Source organism: Paenibacillus algorifonticola (assembly GCF_000971975.1).
GTDB classification, from domain to species: Bacteria; Bacillota; Bacilli; order Paenibacillales; family Paenibacillaceae; genus Pristimantibacillus; species Pristimantibacillus algorifonticola.
The window spans coordinates 1-15,881 of sequence record NZ_LAQO01000050.1; the positions used below are offsets into that span (position 1 = coordinate 1).

The 15,881-nt window shown below is 51.3% G+C and carries 14 protein-coding genes and 1 riboswitch; of the genes, 13 read left to right on the top strand and 1 reads right to left on the bottom strand.

Features of this window, described 5'->3' with window-relative positions; translation table 11 throughout:
• The 8 genes from tnpB to spoVT all read left to right on the top strand — a co-directional run.
• The coding region (gene tnpB, locus WH37_RS30395; protein ID WP_046234413.1) for an IS200/IS605 family element RNA-guided endonuclease TnpB at nucleotides 1–997 on the top strand (997 nt) is incomplete at its 5' end.
• A gap of 254 nt (nucleotides 998–1,251) precedes the next feature.
• Nucleotides 1,252–1,402: riboswitch (guanidine-I (ykkC/yxkD leader) on the top strand.
• 51 nt (nucleotides 1,403–1,453) lie between these two features.
• Nucleotides 1,454–2,182 carry an urea amidolyase associated protein UAAP1 gene (locus WH37_RS30400; RefSeq protein ID WP_046234414.1) on the top strand — a complete coding sequence of 243 codons (729 nt, stop codon included), beginning with the start codon at nucleotides 1,454–1,456 and terminating at the stop codon, nucleotides 2,180–2,182.
• Nucleotides 2,182–2,832: an urea amidolyase associated protein UAAP2 gene (locus WH37_RS30405; RefSeq protein WP_046234415.1), complete on the top strand. Its 651-nt coding sequence runs from the start codon at nucleotides 2,182–2,184 to the stop codon at nucleotides 2,830–2,832. The genes WH37_RS30400 and WH37_RS30405 overlap by 1 nt, the downstream gene beginning before the upstream one ends.
• A 22-nt stretch (nucleotides 2,833–2,854) precedes the next feature.
• Nucleotides 2,855–6,565 carry an urea carboxylase gene (uca, locus tag WH37_RS30410; RefSeq protein WP_046234416.1) on the top strand — a complete coding sequence of 1,237 codons (3,711 nt, stop codon included), beginning with the start codon at nucleotides 2,855–2,857 and terminating at the stop codon, nucleotides 6,563–6,565.
• A complete protein-coding gene (atzF, locus tag WH37_RS30415; RefSeq protein ID WP_046234417.1) occupies nucleotides 6,562–8,382 on the top strand; it encodes an allophanate hydrolase in 1,821 nt (606 codons plus the stop codon). The genes uca and atzF overlap by 4 nt, the downstream gene beginning before the upstream one ends.
• A 178-nt stretch (nucleotides 8,383–8,560) precedes the next feature.
• Nucleotides 8,561–9,400: an ABC transporter ATP-binding protein gene (locus WH37_RS30420; protein ID WP_082111084.1), complete on the top strand. Its 840-nt coding sequence runs from the start codon at nucleotides 8,561–8,563 to the stop codon at nucleotides 9,398–9,400.
• Between the two features lie 21 nt (nucleotides 9,401–9,421).
• Nucleotides 9,422–9,655 carry a hypothetical protein gene (locus tag WH37_RS30425; protein ID WP_156182413.1) on the top strand — a complete coding sequence of 78 codons (234 nt, stop codon included), beginning with the start codon at nucleotides 9,422–9,424 and terminating at the stop codon, nucleotides 9,653–9,655.
• 473 nt (nucleotides 9,656–10,128) lie between these two features.
• Entirely contained in the window at nucleotides 10,129–10,671 is a 543-nt protein-coding gene (spoVT, locus tag WH37_RS30430; protein ID WP_046234419.1) for a stage V sporulation protein T, read from the top strand.
• A 523-nt stretch (nucleotides 10,672–11,194) separates the two neighbouring features.
• Here the strand turns inward: spoVT and WH37_RS30440 are convergent.
• Nucleotides 11,195–11,938, bottom strand: a complete 744-nt coding sequence (locus WH37_RS30440; RefSeq protein ID WP_046234421.1) for a hypothetical protein — start codon at nucleotides 11,936–11,938, stop codon at nucleotides 11,195–11,197.
• A 194-nt stretch (nucleotides 11,939–12,132) separates the two neighbouring features.
• On the opposite strand from WH37_RS30440, the gene yabN reads away from it, so the two are divergent.
• From yabN to WH37_RS30465, 5 genes are all read left to right on the top strand, one after another.
• Nucleotides 12,133–13,614 (top strand): bifunctional methyltransferase/pyrophosphohydrolase YabN, encoded by a 1,482-nt coding sequence (gene yabN, locus WH37_RS30445; protein WP_046234422.1) that lies wholly within the window; start codon nucleotides 12,133–12,135, stop codon nucleotides 13,612–13,614.
• Between the two features lie 192 nt (nucleotides 13,615–13,806).
• Nucleotides 13,807–14,079: an HU family DNA-binding protein gene (locus tag WH37_RS30450; protein ID WP_046234423.1), complete on the top strand. Its 273-nt coding sequence runs from the start codon at nucleotides 13,807–13,809 to the stop codon at nucleotides 14,077–14,079.
• Between the two features lie 3 nt (nucleotides 14,080–14,082).
• Complete coding sequence (locus WH37_RS30455; RefSeq protein WP_046234424.1) at nucleotides 14,083–14,364, top strand: RNA-binding S4 domain-containing protein; 282 nt, start codon at nucleotides 14,083–14,085, stop codon at nucleotides 14,362–14,364.
• A 108-nt stretch (nucleotides 14,365–14,472) separates the two neighbouring features.
• A complete protein-coding gene (locus WH37_RS30460; RefSeq protein WP_046234425.1) occupies nucleotides 14,473–15,081 on the top strand; it encodes a histidine phosphatase family protein in 609 nt (202 codons plus the stop codon).
• Nucleotides 15,081–15,842: a DUF817 domain-containing protein gene (locus WH37_RS30465; RefSeq protein WP_046234457.1), complete on the top strand. Its 762-nt coding sequence runs from the start codon at nucleotides 15,081–15,083 to the stop codon at nucleotides 15,840–15,842. Before WH37_RS30460 ends, WH37_RS30465 begins: the two co-directional genes overlap by 1 nt.
• Nucleotides 15,843–15,881 lie beyond the last annotated feature (39 nt).

The window sequence follows — 15,881 nt, forward strand, 5'->3', positions numbered from 1 at the left end:
TCGCTTCATCTACAACAGAATGCTTGCAGATAAGATAGAACATTACAAGCAAACGGAAACGATGCTCAAAAATACACCAGCACAATACAAGCAAGAATTCGACTGGCTGAAAGAAGTGGATAGCCTTGCACTCGCGAATGCACAAATGAATCTTGAAAAAGCCTATAAGCATTTCTTTCGTGATAAGAAAGTGGGATTTCCTAAATTCAAGAGCAAGAAGACGAATCACCATAGCTTTACAACCAATAATCAAAATGGAACCGTTACCATTGAAGAGGGAACTATCAAGATTCCAAAGCTAAAAACGAAAATCAAAATCAAGCTGCATCGTCCATTCGAGGGGCTTATCAAATCATGCACGATTTCCAAAACACCAACGGGAAACTATTATGCTTCCGTATTGGTTGAAACGGAGATTGTCCAGTTGCCCAAATCGCATGCTAAGATTGGCGTTGATCTTGGACTGAAAGATTTTGCTATTACCTCACATGGCGAAATTATAGCCAATCCTACATACTTGCGTAAGTCTGAAAAGCGATTAGCTAAGTTGCAAAAGGACTTATCCCGCAAGCAGAAGGGAAGCCATAACCGTCATAAGGCTAGGCTGAAAGTGGCCAAGCTACATGAAAAAATTAGCCATCAGCGTAAAGACTTCTTGCACAAAACGTCTGCCAAAATGATAAACGATAACCAAGTCATCGTGATGGAAGACTTATGTGTGAAGAACATGATGCAGAATCACAAGCTTGCAAAAGCAATAAGTGAAGTATCTTGGAGCATGTTCCGTTCGATGCTGGAATACAAGTCTGCATGGTATGGCAGAGAATTGATTGTTGCACCAAAGAACTATGCAAGTAGTCAGTTGTGTTCATGTTGCGGTTACAAAAATGCAGAGGTGAAAAATCTTGCCTTGCGTGAATGGACATGCCCAAACTGCCATTCGCATCATGATAGAGACGTAAACGCTGCTCTAAACCTTTTGAAACTAGCCATGTAAATGGCATCTATTGGGTTAGGAATCTAGCCTGTAAGCTTGGGTAAACTTGGAGCAGTAGCTTCATTGACCAAGAAGCCGCCACCTCTTAGGTGGTTGGCAGTTCACGAGCGGAATGAATATAAAAGCCAAGAGCCTTAAATGTTATATTATCTTACATTATTATTGACAAATAATATTCAACAGTCATATAATCTATCTAACGTTAGGTTATGTGACAAATGAATATAGGTTTCCGTTGCAAAATAAACTGGAAACAAATCGCTGTCTAGGGTTCCGTTAGCTGCTTGTGGGGGTGTGCCTCGTCTGTTAAAAGCTAAGTCTGGTCCGAGAGACGGCATACAGTCGAATGCAAGCGCTGATGGCGCGAATCGCTGTATAACACGGAAGGATAAAAGCCTGGGAGATCAATCTCCCAGGCTTTTTTTATTTATATTCACATGGGGAGGCGGAGTGAGAATGGGTGAAGAGTGGAGCAAAACGATTGAAGCTGGAGGCAAGTGGTCAGGCGTTATTGGACGGGGGAAGCTCGTTTGTCTGACTGCCCTTGATAGTGGGGCGAATGTGTCCGCTATGCTGTTCAGCGCCAGAGATTTGAATGAGCGCTACAATATGCCGGATACACTCAAGGCGCAGCATATCTCACATCTAACGAAAGGGAATGTGTTGATGAGCGATAATGGACGCGCGATGGTAAGCATTGTGGAGGATGAGCTTGGCTGGCATGACCCGCTAGGCGGCTACACAAGCCGCGAGCTTACCGATGAGCGCTATGGTGCGACGAATTATCAGGAGCTTCGTAATGGCTGGCTGCGAAGCGGGCAGGAGAATTTGACGGTAGAGCTGGTGCGAAACGGCATGAGTGTCAGAGATTTGATGCCGGTTGTCAACTGGTTTTCCAAAATCAGCTGCGATGAGCAGGGTGATATGCATTATGCCGAAAATCATTGCCCGGCAGGTGCCAGTGTGACACTGCGAACAGAAATGGATGTGCTGCTGGTACTGTCGAATACGCCTAACCCGCTAGATGCAAGAGGTGCTTATCCTTCGGTTCCCGTGCTGATCGAAGTATTTGCCGCAGATGCGGTAGATCGGGAACGTGATTATTGTGTGAATTATCGTGCGGAAAACCGCCGTGCGTTCGAAAATACATGGGAATACGACGTTTTACGGGGAGGCGAATGGTAATGGCGGCATTTAACCTGGTAGAAAGCCCGCGGAAGGCGGCGGAGGCCGTTTACAATAAAACCATTTTGGCTGGCGATGGTTGGATGCATGATCTGCTGCCTGGCCAAGTTCTCAGAATTGTCGATCTGGAAGGCAATCAGGCGGCGGATACGCTGTTTTACGACGCAGATCAGCCGGAAGATCATTACAGCGCCATCGCGACGATTGCAGGGCAGGCGAATGTGTATTTAACGGCAGGCTCGGTGCTGCGGGCGGAGTCGGGAAAGCCGCTCGTGACGATTGTTGCCGATACATGCGGACGCCATGATACGATCGGCGGCTCCTGCTCCGCGCAGAGCAACACAGTGCGGTATGCCCATGAAAAGCTGCATATGCACAACTGCCGCGATACGTTCATGCTCCAGCTGGCGAAGCGGGAGGCGGGCTACACGAAGCGCGATTTGGCGCCGAACGTGAACTTTTTCATGAATGTGCCAGTGACTGTTGAGGGCGGCTTGCAGTTTGCGGACGGCGTATCCGCGCCTGGCTACTATGTAGAGATGCAATCGCATGGCAGGACGACAGTGCTCATTAGCAATTGTCCGCAGTTGAACAATCCTTGCAATGCCTATAACCCAACACCTGTGCAGGTACTGATCTGGAACGAATAAATGAATGCGGGGAGAGGTCGTTATGTTTACAAAGGTACTGATCGCAAATCGCGGCGCAATTGCCGTGAGAATCGAGCGCACGCTGCGCAAGCTGGGCATTCAGTCTGTCGCTATCTATACGCAGGCGGATCAAGACAGCAGGCATGTGGATGACGCTGATGAGGCGGTGTGGATTGGAGATGGCCCTGCCAAAGAGAGCTACTTGAATGCGGAGCTGATTCTTCAGACGGCGGTAGCGGTGGGTGCGGAGGCGATTCACCCGGGCTATGGATTTTTGAGCGAAAATGCCGACTTTGCCCGTGCCTGCTCCGAACGCGGTATCGTATTCATCGGCCCGACCCCGGAGCAGATGGAGCAGTTTGGGCTTAAGCATTCCGCCCGGGAGCTGGCGCAGAAGGCTGGCGTTCCAATGCTGCCGGGAACCGAGCTGATTGACAGTGTGGAGGAGGCGGTGCTGCGGGCGCGGCAAATCGGATATCCGGTTATTCTGAAAAGCACGGCGGGCGGCGGCGGTATCGGCATGCGGGTATGTGACGATGAGCAGGCTCTGCTGGCTGCCTATGAGGGTGTTCGTCATCTAGCGGAGACGAATTTCAAGAACGGCGGGATGTTTTTGGAAAAATATATCGCCAAGGCGCGCCATGTCGAGGTGCAGATTTTCGGCAACAGCTACGGAGAGATTGTTGCCCTCGGTGAACGGGATTGCTCCGTGCAGCGGCGCAATCAGAAGGTGCTGGAAGAAAGCCCGGCTCCTCATTTGCCGGACAGCGTCCGCATGGCGATGATGGAATCGGCAGCAAGGCTCGCTGCCGAGGTGGGCTACCGCAGCGCGGGGACGGTGGAGTATTTATATGACCCGGAAACGACTGCGTTTTATTTTCTGGAAGTGAACACGCGGCTTCAGGTGGAGCATGGCGTTACGGAAGAGGTGCTTGGCCTCGATCTCGTGGAATGGATGGTGCGGGAAGCAGCGGGCGAGCTGCGTGATTTGCAATCACTGGTGAAGAAGCCGCAGGGACATAGCATTCAGGCGCGGATTTACGCCGAGGATTGCCTGCAGGGCTTTCGCCCAAGTGCGGGGCAGCTTGATCAAGCAAGATTTTCGGAGCAGGCGCGCAATGAAACATGGGTGCGAGACGGTATGACCATTACGACGCTGTATGACCCGATGCTGGCGAAAATCATCGTGCACGGCATTGATCGCGAGGATGCCCTGCGGAAGCTGGGAGAGGCGCTGTCACAGACGCGGATGTACGGTTTGACGACGAATTTGCAATATGTGCAGGCGCTGCTTGCGGATGCGGCTTGCAAGGAGGGGCTCGTTTATACGCGGATGCTGGAGGATTTTGCGCCAGTGGAGAAGGCCATTGAGGTACTGGATGGCGGCGTCCAGACGACGGTGCAGGATTGGCCCGGAAGAGTCGGGCATTGGGATGTTGGTGTGCCTCCATGCGGACCGATGGACCCTTACTCGTTCCGTCTGGGCAACAAGCTGCTTGGCAATTCGGATCAGGCGGCAGGCCTCGAGCTGACGCTACGCGGCGGCTCTTTCCGCTTTCGTGATGCGATGCGATTTTGCCTGACGGGTGCTGATATGCAGGCGAAGCTGGATGGCGAGCTTGTTCCGCTGTATGCGCCCGTACTGGCGAAGGCGGGGCAGGTGCTCAGCTTCGGCGAGGCGGCCGCTGGTCTGCGGACGTATTTGCAGGTTGCTGGCGGGCTGGATATGCCGCTGATTCTGGGCAGTGCAGCAACGTTTACGCTGGGCGGCTTTGGCGGTCATGGCGGCCGGGCGCTGCGAGCTGGCGATGTGCTGAGAGTTCACGAAGCTGTCGCAGCATCGCATGAAATGGTGTTCTCTGAACAGCTATCGGAACAATTCTGGGAGCTGTGGCGAGACCATTTATCCTCGCCGTTAGCGGAGGGGCTTGCTCCTGCTTACCGTCCGGCCATTGGGAGACAATGGACGATCGGCGTCATACCGGGGCCGCATTGTACAGAGGAATTTTTGCGGCCGGAATATTTGAAGCAGTTAACCGATACGCAGTGGGAGGTTCACTTTAACAGCTCCCGCACAGGGGTGCGTTTAATCGGTCCTGCACCGCTTTGGACTAGAGAGGATGGCGGCGAAGCAGGGCTGCATCCTTCCAATATTCACGACAATGCCTATGCTGTGGGAACACTTGATTTGACGGGTGATATGCCGATTCTGCTGGGGCCTGATGGCCCGAGCCTGGGTGGTTTCGTATGCCCGGTCACGACGGCTTCCGCCGAGTTTTGGAAGCTGGGGCAGCTGCATCCCGGTGACAAGGTTCATTTTCAGCTATTGACGCTTGAAGAAGCTGATGTGCTGCGCGATGCACAGGAAGCTAATCTGCGGGCGCTTGGTGAAGGCGACATAGCGTCTCTGCAAGAGCTGAGGCTTCCTGAGCCTAGGGAGCAGTTGCTTTCGCCATCCTATCCGCTGCTCGTTAGCGAGGAGGCGGGGCGGCGATTTCCCATCGCTATTCGGTGCAGCGGGGATGAGAATTTGCTCGTGGAATATGGCGAGCTGAAGCTGGACATTTTGCTCCGTTTTCAGGTGCATGTGCTGATGGAGGCCATTCGGGCGGATGCTTCGCTTCCGGTGCTAGATCTTACGCCAGGCATTCGTTCGCTTCAGGTGCATATCGATCGCACTCGCATCACGGCCCACGATGCTTGCCGACGCTTGCTGGAGTTGGATAGCTCCCTGCCGCCGCTTGAGACGATTGAAGTTCCATCGCGAATTGTGCGGCTTCCGCTTTCATGGGATGATCCGTCCACGCAGCTAGCGATAGACCGCTATCAGCAAACGGTGCGTCCGGATGCCCCGTGGTGCCCGAGCAATATAGAATTCATTCGCCGGATCAATGGCTTGGATGATATGCAGGATGTGCGGCACATCGTTTTCGATGCCAGTTATCTTGTGCTAGGTTTGGGTGATGTGTACTTGGGTGCGCCTGTTGCCACACCAATCGATCCAAGGCATCGTCTGGTGACGACCAAATACAATCCGGCGCGGACGTGGACGCCTGAAAATGCGGTCGGAATTGGCGGAGCCTACATGTGCGTTTATGGCATGGAAGGGCCGGGCGGCTACCAATTTGTTGGGCGCACGATTCAAATGTGGAATAAGCTGCGGACGACGAAGAGCTTTGCAGAGGGCAAGCCTTGGCTGCTGCGTTTTTTTGACCAAATTCAGTTTTATCCGGTTGATGCAGATGAGTTGTTGAAGATGCGTGAGGATTTCCCACGCGGGCGCTTTGATGTTGAGATTGCGGAGACAACTTTCCAGCTGAAAGATTATTTGGTTTTTCTCGCTTCTATTGAAAAGGATGCGGAGTCGTTCCGTAGGGTCCAGCAGGCGGCGTTCAAGGCTGAGCGCGAGAGCTGGAAGGCGCTCGGCCTTGCAGAGTATGTCTCCGAGCAGGATGGTGCGGCTCAAGGAGAAGAAGAGGAGCTTCCGACAGGGGTGGAGGCCATTCGCTGCAATATGCCGGGGAGTGTCTGGAAGGTGCTCATCAATCCGGGCGATCAGGTGAAAAAGGGCGATACGCTTATCATTGTCGAAAGCATGAAAATGGAATTTTCCCAGCAGGCTTCCTGTGATGGTGTCGTTGCCTCGATCTATATCAAGCCTGGTGATGAGGTTCATACCGGCCAGCTTGTTGCCGGCATTATGCAAATCCAGAAAGAGGTGTCGTTCGTATGACGGCTGTTACTTTTCCTGAAATGCTTACAATGCAGTGGCTGCGTGAAAAATATGCTGCCCAGCAGCTTGCTCCTGAGGCGGTTATTGAAGAAGTCATCAGCCGTTCCGAACGTGATGCGGCAATGAACATCTGGATTACGCCGCCTACGCTTGCGCGGCTGCGCCCTTATTTGGAGCGGCTCGCGCTGCTCGATCCGGCAAAAACGCCGCTCTGGGGCATCCCTTTCGCGGTCAAGGACAACATCGACGTTGCTGGCTTGCCGACAACGGCAGCTTGTGCGGAATTTGCCTATACGCCGGACGAAAACGCCACTGTAGTGGAGCGTTTAGTTCGTGCGGGGGCCATCCCGCTGGGCAAAACCAACCTCGACCAATTCGCCACCGGCTTGGTCGGCATGAGAAGCCCCTACGGCGAGGCGCACAATGCTTTGCGCCCCGAGTTGATTAGCGGCGGCTCGAGCTCCGGCTCGGCTGTCGCTGTTGCCCGCGGCCAAGCGGTGTTCTCGCTTGGCACAGACACCGCTGGCTCCGGCCGTGTACCGGCCGCGCTGAACGGGCTTGTCGGCTACAAGCCGAGCCTTGGCGCGTGGCCGACCAAGGGCGTCGTGCCTGCCTGCGCCAGCCTGGACTGTGTGACGGTATTCGCCCACAGTATAGATGATGCGCTCGCTGTCGACAGCTCCGCTCGCGGTGTAGATCTTGCCGATCCATGGTCGAGAGAGGTTATACGCTCCGCCAGTGGTCTGCCGTCCAAGCTATATTTGCCGCAAGAGCGTCCGACTTTTTATGGGCCGTTTGCTGATGAATATGCCCAAGCATGGGATGGCTCTGTCCGGCAGCTGCTAGCGCTGGGGCTCGCCATTGAATATGTGGATTGCAGCTTGTTTGCAGAAGCGGCAGCTGAGTTATATGAAGGCCCTTGGGTAGCGGAGCGCTGGGCTGATCTGGGTGATTTTATCGAAAGCCATCCAGGGGTTGCGGTGCCTGCAACGGAGCAGGTGCTTCGTTCGGGAGCCGCCGAGCGCCATACGGCAGCTTCCGTATTTGATTCTATGCATCGCTTGCAGGCCTTCAAGCTAGCGGCGAAGGCCCTACTCGGCGATGCGGTATTGGTAATGCCGACCTGTGGCGGAACGTGGACGCGGGAGCAGGTTCGCGAGCTGCCGATACAGACGAATACGGCAATGGGCGCTTATACGAACCACTGTAATTTGCTTGATCTGAGTGCGGTTGCCCTTCCTTCGGGGGAGGCGGCGGAGCGGCTGCCTTTTGGCATTACGCTGTTCGCTTTAGCGGATCGGGAGCATCTGCTTGAAGGCTTAGGTAAGCTGTATGCCAGTCGGACAATGGAGTCGGGGTGGTCTGGGCGGGAGGAATACAGTCCAAATAACGCATTTGCAGCAGTCGCCGAATCCGACTTCGATCAGACGACGCTTGTCGCTGTTTGCGGTCTTCATATGCGCGGATTCGCGTTGGAGCAGCAAATGCTCGCTTTCGGAGCGACCTTTGTCAAGGAAGCGAAGACGGCGGCCAAATACGAGCTGATCAAGCTCCATACGATGCCGGCAAAGCCAGGCATGATCAAGCTGGAGCGGGGTGGAGTATCGGTCGCGCTGGAGCTTTGGCGAATGCCGCTGGCTCGTTTTGGCGAGTTCGCCGCCCTCATACCAGCGCCTCTCGGCATAGGGAAAGTGGAGCTGGAAGATGGGGCAGAGGTGCCGGGCTTCATCTGCGAAGGCTATGCTCTTGAGCAGGCAGAACGAATTTCCGAATATGGCGGCTGGAGGAAATATCAGCAGGCTATAAGTATAATGTAAATAAACCTAACATATAAATTGACAAATAGTAAAAAATTACGGTATTCTAATTAAAATTGTTAGATTACCTGACAAAAATGGACGGCGGTTAGTTAAATCCGATGCCAGCTCGCTTACTGGAATGTAAGCGGAGCGGGCGGCGCAAATTGAACGCTTTTGGAGGCGATCACAGTTGAATATGGCGACGGTAACAGCAAAGGAGCAACTGAAGGAGAATGTATTGGCGCAAAACGCGGAAGCTGCTGCTCCGGCAGCTGGCGGCAGCGGAACGATTGAAATCCGCGATCTCCATAAGGTGTATCGAACGAGAAAAAGCAGCTTTGAAGCGTTGCGCGATATTCAGCTCACCATTGGCTCCAATGAATTTTTAACGATACTTGGCCCATCCGGCTGCGGCAAATCTACGCTGCTTCGCATGGTTGCCGGACTTGATGAGCCTTCGAGCGGCATGCTCGCCTTGGACGGTGAAGAGATTGTCGGACCCGGCGCAGAGCGAGGCATGGTTTTTCAGGGCTACACGCTGTTTCCGTGGCTGACGGTGCGTGAAAATATTGAATATGGCCTCAAGCTGCAAGGGGTGCCAACGCTTGCGCGCCGGGCTATCTCCAATTATTGGATCAAAATCATTCGTTTGGAGTCGTTCGACAAGTCGTATCCGAAGCAGCTTTCAGGAGGGATGAAGCAGCGGGTTGCCATTGCCAGGGCGCTTGCCAATCGCCCAAAGGTGCTGCTGATGGATGAGCCATTTGGCGCCCTGGATGCCCAGACGAAGCTGGAAATGCAGGAGATGCTGCTGGATGTATGGCAAAAAGAGAAAACCACCGTGCTTTTCATTACGCACGATATTGACGAAGCGATTTTTCTGTCGCAGCGCATTGTCGTAATGGGGGCCGGCCCTGGGCGGATTTTAAAGCAATTTGAAGTGAATTTGCCTGCAGAGCGCTCGCCAGAGGTGCGTGAGCACAAAGAATTTGTAGCTTTAAGGCGGGAGCTTGCCGATCTGCTGAAGCATGATTGATTTATTTTAAAGGAGGAGTTAATGATGGAGAAACTGACTAGGGCTGTGCTGGAAGAGGAACAGAAAGATCAGCGGAATTTCCCTACTGCCGAGGTTCTCAAGGCTCGTCCCAAATTGCTTGCGGCTATGGCTTTACTTGCTACCATCATGTTATTCAGGCATCCTGCCGCTCTTAATGGAGCGGCGGGATGTTTTTCTTTTCGAGGAGAAGGACAAAATGCGGAGGCCCGCGGAGGGCCAGAGAGGCAGGCTTAGCCTCTTCATGGCAAATAAAAATTTTTCTGGAGCCGCCACCCAAGAGCTGGATGGGGCGACAATTATTTAAAAATTTCATGAATACTCACCCGCTGGAACTAGGAAATAAGTCTGGGAACGTGCTGCCCGCTGCCTTTCAGGAGTGCTGAAAGGCAGTGTTATGAAGGGGATGTAAAGGGTAAAATAGTTTGAGGGGTTGCTGTTCAAGGTGCGTGCATAAGAAATTGGGAGCGGATGAATACTATGGTCAGATTCACAGCAAAAGCGTTGTTGAGCATGATCAAGTAAAGAGCGGTCATTCGAGTTGTTTCTTAAAATATAAGACTTTATAAGTGCCTTGCTTATAACCCGCTTATATTTCAGCGCGAAACGAGCCTTTGCCGCTGAATTACGGCGACAGCCGTTTACGCTATTAGACAGGCAGTTCGTACCCAGTAGACTTAAAATCCTCTAGGAAAGTGGGGCAACATGAAATGAAAGCAACTGGAATTGTACGCCGCATTGATGATCTTGGGCGTGTAGTTATTCCGAAGGAAATTCGCCGGACACTACGCATTCGGGAAGGTGACCCGCTTGAAATATTTGTGGATCGCGACGGGGAGGTTATTCTCAAGAAGTACTCTCCTATTGGCGAACTCGGGGATTTTGCCAAAGAATACGCAGAATCGCTGTTCGAGAGCACGAATCACGTGGCGCTCATCTCTGACCGGGATACGATTATTGCCGTAGCCGGCGCCTCCAAGAAAGACCTGCTGGACAAGCAGGTTGGGCCGATATTGGAGAGCTGCATGGAGAATCGTAAAGCTGTAGCTGAAACGACTCCTGGTGCTTATGAGATGATTAAAGATATAAGTGACACTTTTTCAGCCTTCGTTATAGCGCCGATTATTGCAGGCGGAGACCCAATTGGTACCGTTGTGCTGCTAAGCAAGGATGAAGCTGTGAAAATGTCGATTATGGAGCAAAAAATGGCAGAGACCGCTGCTGGTTTTTTAGCGAAGCAAATGGAGCAGTAAAGCAGGCAACCCTACAAATGAACAAGCCCGGTGTATACAGCAGGTCAACTGTTTCTACACCGGGCTTTTGTATGTTTAGGTGAGCCTTAAGGGTTTGGGCGCACGTGTTTAGAGCCCTTTTTTACCTGTTGTTCAAATAACGATTCCATCCTTCACTGCGAGTTTACCTTCGTAAAGCAGTCTAAAATATTTGTATCCAAATATACAAAAAACAATTAAAAAAACTAGCTGTTTAATCAGCATAGGCACTGCTATGAAATCGGAAACGATCCAAACATCCAAAAGGACGGTTAAAACGATAATATTTGTCATAACTTTCGCACGTATTTCTGTTCTAATCCACTTTTTTGTATACAAAAGGGATATTCCGCCGCACAGCATCATAATGAGCCAAATATAAAAAATGTCTTTGTTGATGGAATAGCCGAATAGTGAGCCGTAAAGCAGAGTAGAGGAGAGTATGGAGAATTTATGTAATTTCTGCTCGTTGGCATTTAAATTATAATAAGTTTTGTTCATTTAATTACCAAGTGCCTTGCGAGTAATTTGGGAAAAATCCGTCCCAGTTTAAGCCTATATAAACGCCGTTTCTTTTATTGACCTTGGTTTGGATAATTAAATAACACAGATTAGTCAGCGTACCGATTCCGATGATTGTCAACGCAGCGGTGATAATAGACCCAACTGGTCCTCCAAATAAAAAGGCGAGAGCAGATAATGCTGCAGCTAAGGCTTCTGGTCCGATTCCTGCTGCTACAAAAAGATATAAATCAATGTCTGCTTGTGTAAAATATATTTTAGAGTCTTGTAGGAATACTTGTGGTGAAACCACATTTTGAATCGGGTTATAAATTGATGACGATTGGGATGAGGCAAGTCGTGTATTCCACTGCTCTTGCCCTCCCTGTAGAACACCTTTGTTATTTGCATCTTTGACTATTTCTTTAAGAAGTAAAATAAACTCATCATTTAATCCATAGGTTAGTTTTAAATAGCTCTCGTCTTCATTCAACAAGACCATTTTTCCATCTGGACCTGATGATATTTCTTTTAATACACCACTTTCTGTCATGATCTGGAGAAAATTCTTTGTTTCTTGATCCAAAGTTACAAAATAATTTCCGTCTTTCAGTAGGGCAGTACTTGATGACCTCTCGGAATCAATAGTAATAACGGCTGGTTTTGTGATCTCCGCTGCTGATGATACATTTGGAATAGAAGCTAAAATCATTGCCGAAGTCGTTATTAAAGCTAAGGATTTTTTCAAATCAACTCTCCACCTTTCAGGTTGTATAGGTTGTTAATTAAGTGCAAAATTAGTAAATTTAAACCTCTTTAATAAAATATACCTCATTTTTCCAATTAAGGGAATGGAAAAATGTGATTGTCAGCTTTTTGTAGTTGCAGCATCTTCTTTAGTATACTAATGGGAGAAGCCAATTGTAGGAGAGTGGGAGAAAAATGAGTGAACCGCGTATTACGGTTGTAGGCCTTGGTTCAGGTGACACCGATCAAATGACGCTCGGCGTATGGCGCAGGCTCCAGCAAGCGGCGCGCGTCTATGTCAGGACGGAGCAGCATCCGGCGATATCGCTGCTCCAGGAGCATGAGCTTGCGTACACCTCATTTGATTCGGTATACGAGCAGCATGATACGTTTCCAGAGGTGTATGAGGCGATAGCGACCACGCTGCTTTTAGAGGCGCAATCGTTGCAGGAGGCAATCGTTTACGCCGTTCCAGGGCATCCGATGGTCGCAGAGCGCACGGTGCAGCTTCTTCGCGAGCGTTGTGAGGATGCAGGCGTTCGGCTCGACATCATCGGCGGCGAGAGCTTCCTGGATCAAGCATTTATCCGGCTTGGTATTGATCCGATCGAAGGGTTTGCGCTGCTGGATGCGGCGGAGCTTCAGCCTGCCATGCTTCAACCGCGCGTACATACGATCATTGGGCAAATTTACGATGCGTTTACCGCTTCCGACGTGAAGCTGGCTCTGATGGAGCGTTATCCTGATGACTTCGAGGTCGTCATCGGCCACGCGCTCGGCGTTGCTGGCGAGGAGCAGATTATTCGCGTGCCGCTCTACGAGCTGGATCGCACACCAGGCTTTGGCAATCTGTCGCTGCTGTTCGTTCCGCGTACGACGGAGGATGCGGTGCTAAATCGTTCTTTTGATCGGCTGCATGAGATTGTGGCGATTTTGCGCAGCCCGGAAGGCTGTCCGTGGGATCGGGAGCAGACGCATTCGTCTATCCGCAAAAACTTCATCGAAGAGCTGTACGAGGCGCTTGAAGCGATTGATAATGATGATCCGGACGGCATGCGCGAGGAGTTTGGCGATGTGATTTTGCAGGTGATGCTGCATAGCCAGATGGAGGAGGAGACAGGTGCTTTCACCGTCTATGATGTCATTGAGACGCTGAACGAGAAGCTGCTGTTCCGTCATCCGCATGTCTTTGGTACCAGCAGTGCTACGGATGCCGATGAGGCGCTTGGCAATTGGGAACAGATGAAGGCTGAGGAGAAGGAGCGCAATGGCACAGCCGCCAGTCGCCAGTCGCAGCTTGATGGCATTCCGCCGGACCTTCCGGCGCTGATGAAGGCGTACAAGCTTCAGAAGAAAGCGGCGAAGGTAGGCTTTGACTGGGATGACCTTGGGCCTGTGCTGGATAAAATCCAGGAGGAGCTCTCCGAGCTTCGTGAAGCGATAGCCTCGAAAGATGCGCTGGAGCAGGCGGGCGAGCTAGGTGACTTGCTGTTCGCTGTCGTCAATGCAGCGAGATTCATCCATGCTGATCCAGAGGAAGCGCTGACGATGACGAACCGGAAATTTAAGTCGCGTTTTGCTTATATTGAAGAGCAGCTTCGTATAAACAACAAAACATTTGACCAGACTGATCTAACAGAAATGGACCGCTGGTGGGAAGAGGCAAAGCGACAGTAAGGGACGCGGTTCGCTAAGAGCAGCAAAGATTCCGCACTTTTCGTGAAAAAAATTTGCGGTCAGCGGCAGGAATTCATGTCGGCAAGCAGAATAAGTTAACTTCGTAAGTGTAACAGTTGTAAACTTTCACGAACGTAGGCCGCACTAAGCGGCTATACCATTAGCTAAGCTTATCATTAGGAGGATTTTAGAATGAACAAAACAGATTTGATTAACAACATTGCAACAAAAAGCGGTTTGACTAAACGCGATGTAGAGGCTGTTCTTAACGGCTTTCTTGGTGAAGTAACAGATGCTCTTGCCGGTGGAGACAAAGTACAATTGATCGGCTTCGGTACTTTCGAAACGCGCACACGCTCCAGCCGTGTTGGCCGCAACCCACAAACAGGCAAAGAGATTAACATTCCAGAATCGAAAGTTCCTGCATTTAAAGCAGGCAACAAGCTGAAAGAAGCTATCCAATAATTCATGCGTCTGGATAAGTTTCTCAAAGTATCCCGCCTGATCAAACGGCGCACAGTCGCCAAGGATGTGTCCGAGCAGGGGCGTGTCTGGATCAACGGCCGCGAAGCGAAAGCGAGCAGCGCCGTAAAGGTTGGGGATGAGCTTGCTATCCAATACGGGCAGAAGACAGTAACCGTTCGAATTGAGCGAATTGCCGAAACGACCCGCAAGGATGAAGCCGGTGAGCTCTACACGGTGCTGAAGGAAGAACAGCGTCCGCGTGACAATGATCTTGAATGGCAATAAAGATAAAGGGTTGCTCGCGCATGGTAATAATGTGCAGAGTGGCCCTTTTTTTATAAGTTTACGTATATAAGCATGGATGGAAAAAAGGACAAGGAGGGAAAGTGGAGCATGACGAGAATTGGTTGGATCAGGCATGGGGTCACGCAATGGAATGTCGAGGGGAGAGCGCAGGGCTCTACGGATATTCCGCTGAATGAGGAGGGCCTGCGGCAAGCAGAGGTTTTGGCGGAGCGGCTCAGCAAGGAGGAGTGGCATCATATTTACTCCAGTGATCTGCAGCGGGCGCTTGTGACGGCAGAGACGGTGGCGGAGCGCCTGGGCGGCGGTGTGGCGGTCAAACAGGACGAGCGGCTGCGGGAAATGGGAGGCGGCCTGCTGGAGGGCACGACGGAAGCGGAGCGTATCCTGAAGTGGGGAGCTGATTGGCGCGAAACGGACTGGCAGGGTGAAAGCCATGAATCGGTTGTTGATCGTGGTACCGAGGTGCTCAGGGAGATCGCCCTTAACCATCCGGGTCAAAATGTACTCATTGTCAGTCACGGTGCGCTCATCGGACGCTGCTTGAAGGAGCTTGTGCCAGACGCTTATAAGAATGAGCCGCTCCAAAATACGTCCATCTCGACGATTTATGCGAATGCCGCAGGCGGCTGGTCATGCGAGAAGTTTAATTGTGCGCTGCATTTGAGCGACGTGGTTGACGAAGTAGAGGCGAAATGATTCATTTTCTGAAAAAGCTGCTGCTGTTTGGGTATTTGCAGGCACTGAATTGCCTTTTTCCGGTTACGATCTTCGGGGCTATGGCTCTTACGCATTACGTCCATGTGCCGGGCATTGCCCGTTATGATCTTATTCTGCTTATCTGCTTGGTCATGCAGGTTGTTATGGTAGCTACGAAGCTGGAGACGTGGGATGAGTTAAAGGTCATTTGCCTGTTTCACATTATCGGGCTGGCTCTTGAGGTGTATAAGGTGAAGATGGGCTCTTGGACGTATCCGGGTGAAGGCTGGTCAAGGGTATTCGACGTTCCGCTTTATAGCGGCTTCATGTATGCGAGTGTAGCGAGCTATATCTGTCAGGCATGGCGCAGGTTCAATCTGGAGATGGTCGGCTGGCCAAAAATGGCGTATGCGGTAGCGATCAGCACGGCGATTTATTTGAACTTTTTTACCCATCACTATTTATGGGATTTCAGATGGGTGCTGATGGCGGGGCTGATTCTCGTGTTCTGGCGCACCTATGTCCACTTCACGCTTGGGGGAGCCGTATACAAGATGCCGCTTACGCTGGCTTTTGTTTTAATCGGTTTTTTTATTTGGATTGCCGAAAATATTATGACCTTTTTCGGAGCGTGGGCCTATCCGGATCAGGAAAAGCAATGGACCCTCGTTCATGTGAGCAAAATCAGCTCATGGCTGCTGCTCGTCGTTATCAGCATCATTATTGTAGCCCAGCTGAAACGGGTAAAAAGCGCCCGCTGAGCGCGACGGCATTTTCATCTAATAGACTAGACATTGACA

Coding starts and splice junctions, on each gene's coding strand:
- WH37_RS30400 (WP_046234414.1), top strand. CDS start 1,454: ATGGGTGAAGAGTGGAGCAAAACGATTGAAGCTGGAGGCAAGTGGTCA.
- WH37_RS30405 (WP_046234415.1), top strand. CDS start 2,182: ATGGCGGCATTTAACCTGGTAGAAAGCCCGCGGAAGGCGGCGGAGGCC.
- uca (WP_046234416.1), top strand. CDS start 2,855: ATGTTTACAAAGGTACTGATCGCAAATCGCGGCGCAATTGCCGTGAGA.
- atzF (WP_046234417.1), top strand. CDS start 6,562: ATGACGGCTGTTACTTTTCCTGAAATGCTTACAATGCAGTGGCTGCGT.
- WH37_RS30420 (WP_082111084.1), top strand. CDS start 8,561: ATGGCGACGGTAACAGCAAAGGAGCAACTGAAGGAGAATGTATTGGCG.
- WH37_RS30425 (WP_156182413.1), top strand. CDS start 9,422: ATGATGGAGAAACTGACTAGGGCTGTGCTGGAAGAGGAACAGAAAGAT.
- spoVT (WP_046234419.1), top strand. CDS start 10,129: ATGAAAGCAACTGGAATTGTACGCCGCATTGATGATCTTGGGCGTGTA.
- yabN (WP_046234422.1), top strand. CDS start 12,133: ATGAGTGAACCGCGTATTACGGTTGTAGGCCTTGGTTCAGGTGACACC.
- WH37_RS30450 (WP_046234423.1), top strand. CDS start 13,807: ATGAACAAAACAGATTTGATTAACAACATTGCAACAAAAAGCGGTTTG.
- WH37_RS30455 (WP_046234424.1), top strand. CDS start 14,083: ATGCGTCTGGATAAGTTTCTCAAAGTATCCCGCCTGATCAAACGGCGC.
- WH37_RS30460 (WP_046234425.1), top strand. CDS start 14,473: ATGACGAGAATTGGTTGGATCAGGCATGGGGTCACGCAATGGAATGTC.